Raw genomic sequence first — 4939 nt, 5'->3', positions numbered from 1 at the left:
GCGCGTGGTGGATGAGCGCCGCAACGTCTTGACCTCCGTGCGCCAGAAGCTCGCCGCTGCCCATCAGGCGCGGCAGGCACTCGAGTCGGAGTACCGGCTCTGGGGCACGCTCAGCGAGGTGGCCAACGGGCGCACCGGCCACCGCATCAGCCTGCAGCGCTTCGTGCTCGGCGTGCTGCTCGACGACGTGCTGATCCAGGCCTCCCAGCGCCTCACGCGCATGAGCCGCGGGCGCTACCAGCTGGTGCGCCGGGAGGACCCGTCCAAGGGCAACCGGGCATCAGGGCTGGAGCTCGACGTGGCGGATACCTACACCGGCAAGCAGCGCCCGGTGGCCACGCTCTCCGGCGGCGAGTCGTTCATGGCGGCGCTGGCGCTTGCGCTGGGGCTCTCGGACGTGGTCCAGGCCTACGCCGGGGGCATTCGCCTCGACACGCTGTTCATCGACGAGGGCTTCGGCAGCCTCGACCAGGAGGCGCTCGAACAGGCCATCGAGGTACTCTGCGAGCTGCAGTCGAGCGGGCGCATGATCGGCATTATCTCCCACGTCAGCGAACTCAAGGAGCAGATGCCGGTTCGTATAGACGTGGCGGCCAGCCGCCACGGCAGCACGATTTCGATCAAGGGGACGATTTCCCCGTAGTGAAGCCTCGACCCTCAAGGAGCGACGGATGAACGCGAACACGATTCTACAGAAACTGATGCAGCAGGCCGGCGGCAGTGGCAAAGGCGGCGGTACGGACATCAAGGGCATGCTCGACGGGCTGTCGCGCCAGTTCGGCGGCCAGGAGGGCGTCTCGAAAGGCGGTGGCATCGACATGAAGAGCCTGCTGGGTGGCGGCGCCATGGGCATGCTGGTGGGCTCGAAGCGCGGGCGCAAGCTCGGCGGCAAGGCGCTGAAATATGGCGCCATCGCCGGAGTCGGCATGCTCGCCTGGAAGGCGTGGCAGAGTCACCAGGCCAAGAGCGGGGCCGCGAACACCGACGAGGGCGAACGGGTCGAGGTGCTCGAAGGCGAATTCCAGGAGCGGCGCAGCCTCGAACTCTTGCAGGCGATGATCATGGCCGCCCGCGCCGATGGCCACATCGACGCCGAGGAGCGCGCGCTGATCAGCGAGCAGATCGACGCGCTCGGCGCCGACGACGAGCTGCACGCCTGGGTCGAACAGCAGTTGAACGCCCCGCTCGATGCCGAGGCGCTGGCCGCACAGGCGGACTCACCCCAGGCAGCGCGGGAGATGTATCTGATCAGCCTGGCGGTGAGTGACGAGCAGAACCCGATGGAGCGTGCCTGGCTCGATCAACTGGCCTCGGCGCTGGCGCTCGACCGCGAGATGGTCGCCGAGCTCGAGCGCCAGGCAGTGCAGGCCGGCTGAAAACGTCTAACCTGCTGGTAGAGCGGCGGGTTGCCGCTCCATTGCTCAAGGAGTCCACGGATGAACGCGAGTCATGTTTTCAAGCAGTTGATGCAGCAATACGGTGGTGAGCCGGGCGCCAAAGGCGTGCTGGATGATCAGGCCTCCAAATTCGACAGGCCGCAGGAGCACCCTTCGCGCCGCCATTGTTCGCCCCGGTCGCGCGGTTTCGATGCCAGAAGCGCGCTGGGCGGCGGCGTCATGGCGCTGCTTCTGGGCTCGAGCCCCGGTCGCAAGCTGACCGGCAAGGCGGTCAAGTACGGGCTCGTGGCGAGCCTTGGCGTCTACGCCTGGAATGCCTGGCAGGAGTCCCAGCGGCGTAACGGACGAAAGGGCGCCGATGAGTGGGACGATGACGATGCCCGCGCCATGGGCGGTGAGCCCATTGATACCCTCGGCGGCGAGCATCAGGAGCGGCGCAGCGAAACGCTGCTCCAGGCCGTGATCATGGCCGTGCGTGCGTGTGGCGAAAGCGACGAGCAGGCGCGCCAATCGGTCACCCAAAGGATGAACGCCCTGGGCGCCGACGACGAGCTCGAGGCCTGGGCGCAAACCCAGCTCGCCGCTCCGCTGGATGCCCATGCACTTGCCGCGCAGGCGGAGTCGTCTCAAGCTGCCCGTGACATCTACCTGGTCAGCCGGGTGGTGGCCGGTGAGCAGCACGCATCGGACAACGGCTGGCTGGACCGGCTCGCAGACGCCCTCGGGCTGGATCACGATACGGTCGCCGAACTCGAGCGTCAGGCGGCCCGCGCCGGCTGATGCTGGAAACGCTCAATATCGCTCTCGCCTCTGGCCTGGGGCTCGGCTTCGTACCGTTCGCCCCGGGCACGGCGGGCACGCTTCTCGGCGTGGCGCTGGCCTGGTGGCTGCTGGGCCTGCGCCTTGGCCATCAGTTCACGATCAGCGCGGCCCTGTTGTGTCTGGGCGTGCTCGTCTGCCACTTGGCCGCGCGCTATCACGGCGGTATCGACCACGGCAGCATCGTGTTCGACGAGATCGTCGCGTTTCCACTGACGGTCATGGGGCTGGCGGGCGCGCGAACGCCGTGGGCCATGACGACGGCATTTATCGTCTATCGCGTCTTCGACGCCTTGAAACCGCCGCCGGTCAACCTGGCCGAGTTCGCCCCGGGCGGGCTCGGGGTGGTGCTGGACGATGTCATCGCCGCACTTCTGACCTGGCTCGTGATGGTGGCCTTGTTGGGCCTGCGCCACCGCGTGTTTCATAAAGCGGCATGAAAAACGCCGCAAGCGAAGCTTGCGGCGTCGATCGAAACTCAAGCCAGCAAGGCTCTCGACCTCACTCCTGCACGACGATCACCGCCTTGGCGTTGACGAACTCGTGCATGCCGAAACCGCCGTGCTCGCGGCCGTAGCCCGAGTCCTTCACCCCGCCGAAAGGCATTTCCGGGGTCGCCACGCCAAAGCCGTTGATGAACACCATGCCAGTATCGAAGTACTTGCTGGCAAGCTCGGTGGCGCGCTTGACGTCCTTCGAGATGATGCCGCCGCCGAGGCCGTAGCGGCTGTCGTTGGCGATGCGCATCGCATCCTCGTCGTCCTTGGCGCGAATCAGCGCCGCCACCGGGCCGAACAGCTCGTCATCGTAAGCCGGCTGGCCGGGCTTGACGTCGTCGAGCACCGTGACCGGGTAGAAGGCGCCGGGACCAGAGGGTTTCTCGCCGCCGCAGAGAATCTTGGCCCCCTTGGCCACGCTCTTCTCGACCTGGTCGTGCAGGCCGTCGCGCAGGTCCACCCGGGCCATCGGGCCGACATCGGTGCCGCTCTCTTTCGGGTCGCCGACCTTGAGCGCTTTCATCTTCTCGACGAAGCGCTCCTTGAAGGCCTCGAAGTTCTTCTCAGTCACCACGAAGCGCTTGGCCGCCACGCAGGTCTGGCCGCCGTTGAACACGCGCCCGGTCACACAGGTGTCCACCGCCAGGTCCAGATCGGCATCGTCGAGCACCAGATAGGCGTCGTTGGAACCCAGCTCCAGCACGGTCTTCTTGAGGTTCTCGGCGGCCTTCGCGGCCACCTTGCGCCCGGCGGTGTCGCTGCCGGTCAGCGTCACACCGCGTACGAGCTTGTGCTCGATGATCTTGTCCGAGACATCGTGGGAAATGACGATGGTGCGAAAGACGTTCTCCGGCAGGCCTGCATCGCGGTAGAGCTTTTCCAGGAACAGACCGCTGCCGGTGACGTTCTCGGCGTGCTTCAACAGCACCGCGTTACCCGCCATGAGGTTGGCGATGGAGTAGCGTACCGCCTGGTAGGCCGGGAAGTTCCAGGGCTGAATGCCGTAGATCACGCCCATCGGCGCGTAGGTGACGATGCCGCGCTCACCGTTGCCGGGTTTGCGCTCCTCGTCGGCGAGCTTCTTGGGTCCGTTTTCCGCGGTGTAGTCGCAGATGCCGACGCACAGGTCGATCTCCTGGCGCGCCTCTTCCGGCGGCTTGCCCATCTCGTCGACGATCAGCTTGGCGAAGGCTTCCTTGTTGTCGGCCAGCGCCTTGCCGATGGCCCTGATCACCTGGGCGCGCTCGTCGAGCGACTTCAGGCGCCACTGCAGAAAGGCCTGATGGCTCTGCTCGACGATCTCGAGGGCCTTCGGTTCATCCATCAGCGAGTAGGTCTCCAGGTTCTCGCCGGTGGCCGGATTGACTGTCGTGATGCTGTTGCTCATAAGACCTCCTATCTCTAGATCAACGCCTTGGATTCGAAACGCGCGGTTTCATCCATTAATCGACTGGTCTATTCAGTGCGTCTACCACCTTAGTAGATAAAAGCCGTCATGACCAAATCCATCGTTTTGCTCGCGACCATCGTTACAAGATGGCCAGTTTTCGGCACTCCTTCGGCTCCAAGGTTCCTTTAAAAATGGCTTGTTGCGAAAAGAGGCGGGCGACACGAAAAGCGCCCTATAGGCTTTGGTCCCTCTTTACAGACACCGGCTCATGCGAGATAGAGGGTAGTGGGTGAGCAAGGGAGCGCCAGGCCACCGTTTCGGGAGCGACCGTGAACAACGACAACCATCACTTCGACTACATCGTCATCGGCGCCGGTACCGCAGGCTGTCTGATGGCCAACCGACTCAGCGCCGACCCAAGCAACCGCGTGCTGCTGATCGAGGCGGGCGGGCGCGACAACTACCACTGGATCCACGTGCCGGTGGGCTATCTCTACTGCATCGACAATCCGCGTACCGACTGGCGCTACAGGACCGCGCCGGAGCCGGGCCTGAACGGCCGCTCGCTGATCTATCCGCGGGGCAGGGTCCTGGGGGGCTGCTCGAGCATCAATGGCATGATCTACATGCGCGGCCAGGCGCGAGACTACGACCACTGGGCAAGCGTGGTGGATGACCCGGCCTGGCGCTGGCAGAGCTGTCTGGCGGATTTCATGCGCCACGAAAACCATTACCGCCAGGACCCCGGCGCCGACGCCGAGCACGGCGACTTCCACGGCTACGGCGGCGAATGGCGGGTGGAAAAGCAGCGGCTGACGTGGCCGGTGCTCGACGAC

Annotated in this window: 6 protein-coding genes; 5 read left to right on the top strand and 1 reads right to left on the bottom strand. The window is 65.3% G+C overall.

The features are described 5' to 3' along the window. The 4 genes from BIS11_RS10705 to BIS11_RS10690 all read left to right on the top strand — a co-directional run. The coding region (locus tag BIS11_RS10705) for an SMC family ATPase (RefSeq protein WP_253586030.1) at positions 1-643 on the top strand (643 nt) is incomplete at its 5' end. A gap of 28 nt (positions 644-671) precedes the next feature. Continuing rightward, positions 672-1376: a tellurite resistance TerB family protein gene (locus BIS11_RS10700; protein ID WP_253426510.1), complete on the top strand. Its 705-nt coding sequence runs from the start codon at positions 672-674 to the stop codon at positions 1374-1376. 60 nt (positions 1377-1436) lie between these two features. Continuing rightward, complete coding sequence (locus tag BIS11_RS10695; RefSeq protein ID WP_253426507.1) at positions 1437-2177, top strand: tellurite resistance TerB family protein; 741 nt, start codon at positions 1437-1439, stop codon at positions 2175-2177. Further along, complete coding sequence (locus BIS11_RS10690) at positions 2177-2656, top strand: phosphatidylglycerophosphatase A (RefSeq protein WP_253586029.1); 480 nt, start codon at positions 2177-2179, stop codon at positions 2654-2656. Before BIS11_RS10695 ends, BIS11_RS10690 begins: the two co-directional genes overlap by 1 nt. Before the next feature lie 61 nt (positions 2657-2717). Here the strand turns inward: BIS11_RS10690 and BIS11_RS10685 are convergent, their stop codons facing one another. Further along, positions 2718-4100: an NAD-dependent succinate-semialdehyde dehydrogenase gene (locus BIS11_RS10685; protein WP_253425910.1), complete on the bottom strand. Its 1383-nt coding sequence runs from the start codon at positions 4098-4100 to the stop codon at positions 2718-2720. 332 nt (positions 4101-4432) lie between these two features. Here BIS11_RS10685 and BIS11_RS10680 point away from each other — a divergent pair. After that, positions 4433-4939 (top strand): GMC family oxidoreductase (locus tag BIS11_RS10680; protein ID WP_367399206.1); only part of this gene is annotated, 507 nt, incomplete at its 3' end.

This window comes from Halomonas sp. 707D4 (genome assembly GCF_024158685.1).
Taxonomy (GTDB): domain Bacteria; phylum Pseudomonadota; class Gammaproteobacteria; order Pseudomonadales; family Halomonadaceae; genus Vreelandella.
The sequence above is the reverse complement of the archived record's forward strand: the minus strand, read 5'-3'. Positions and strand labels throughout refer to the sequence as shown.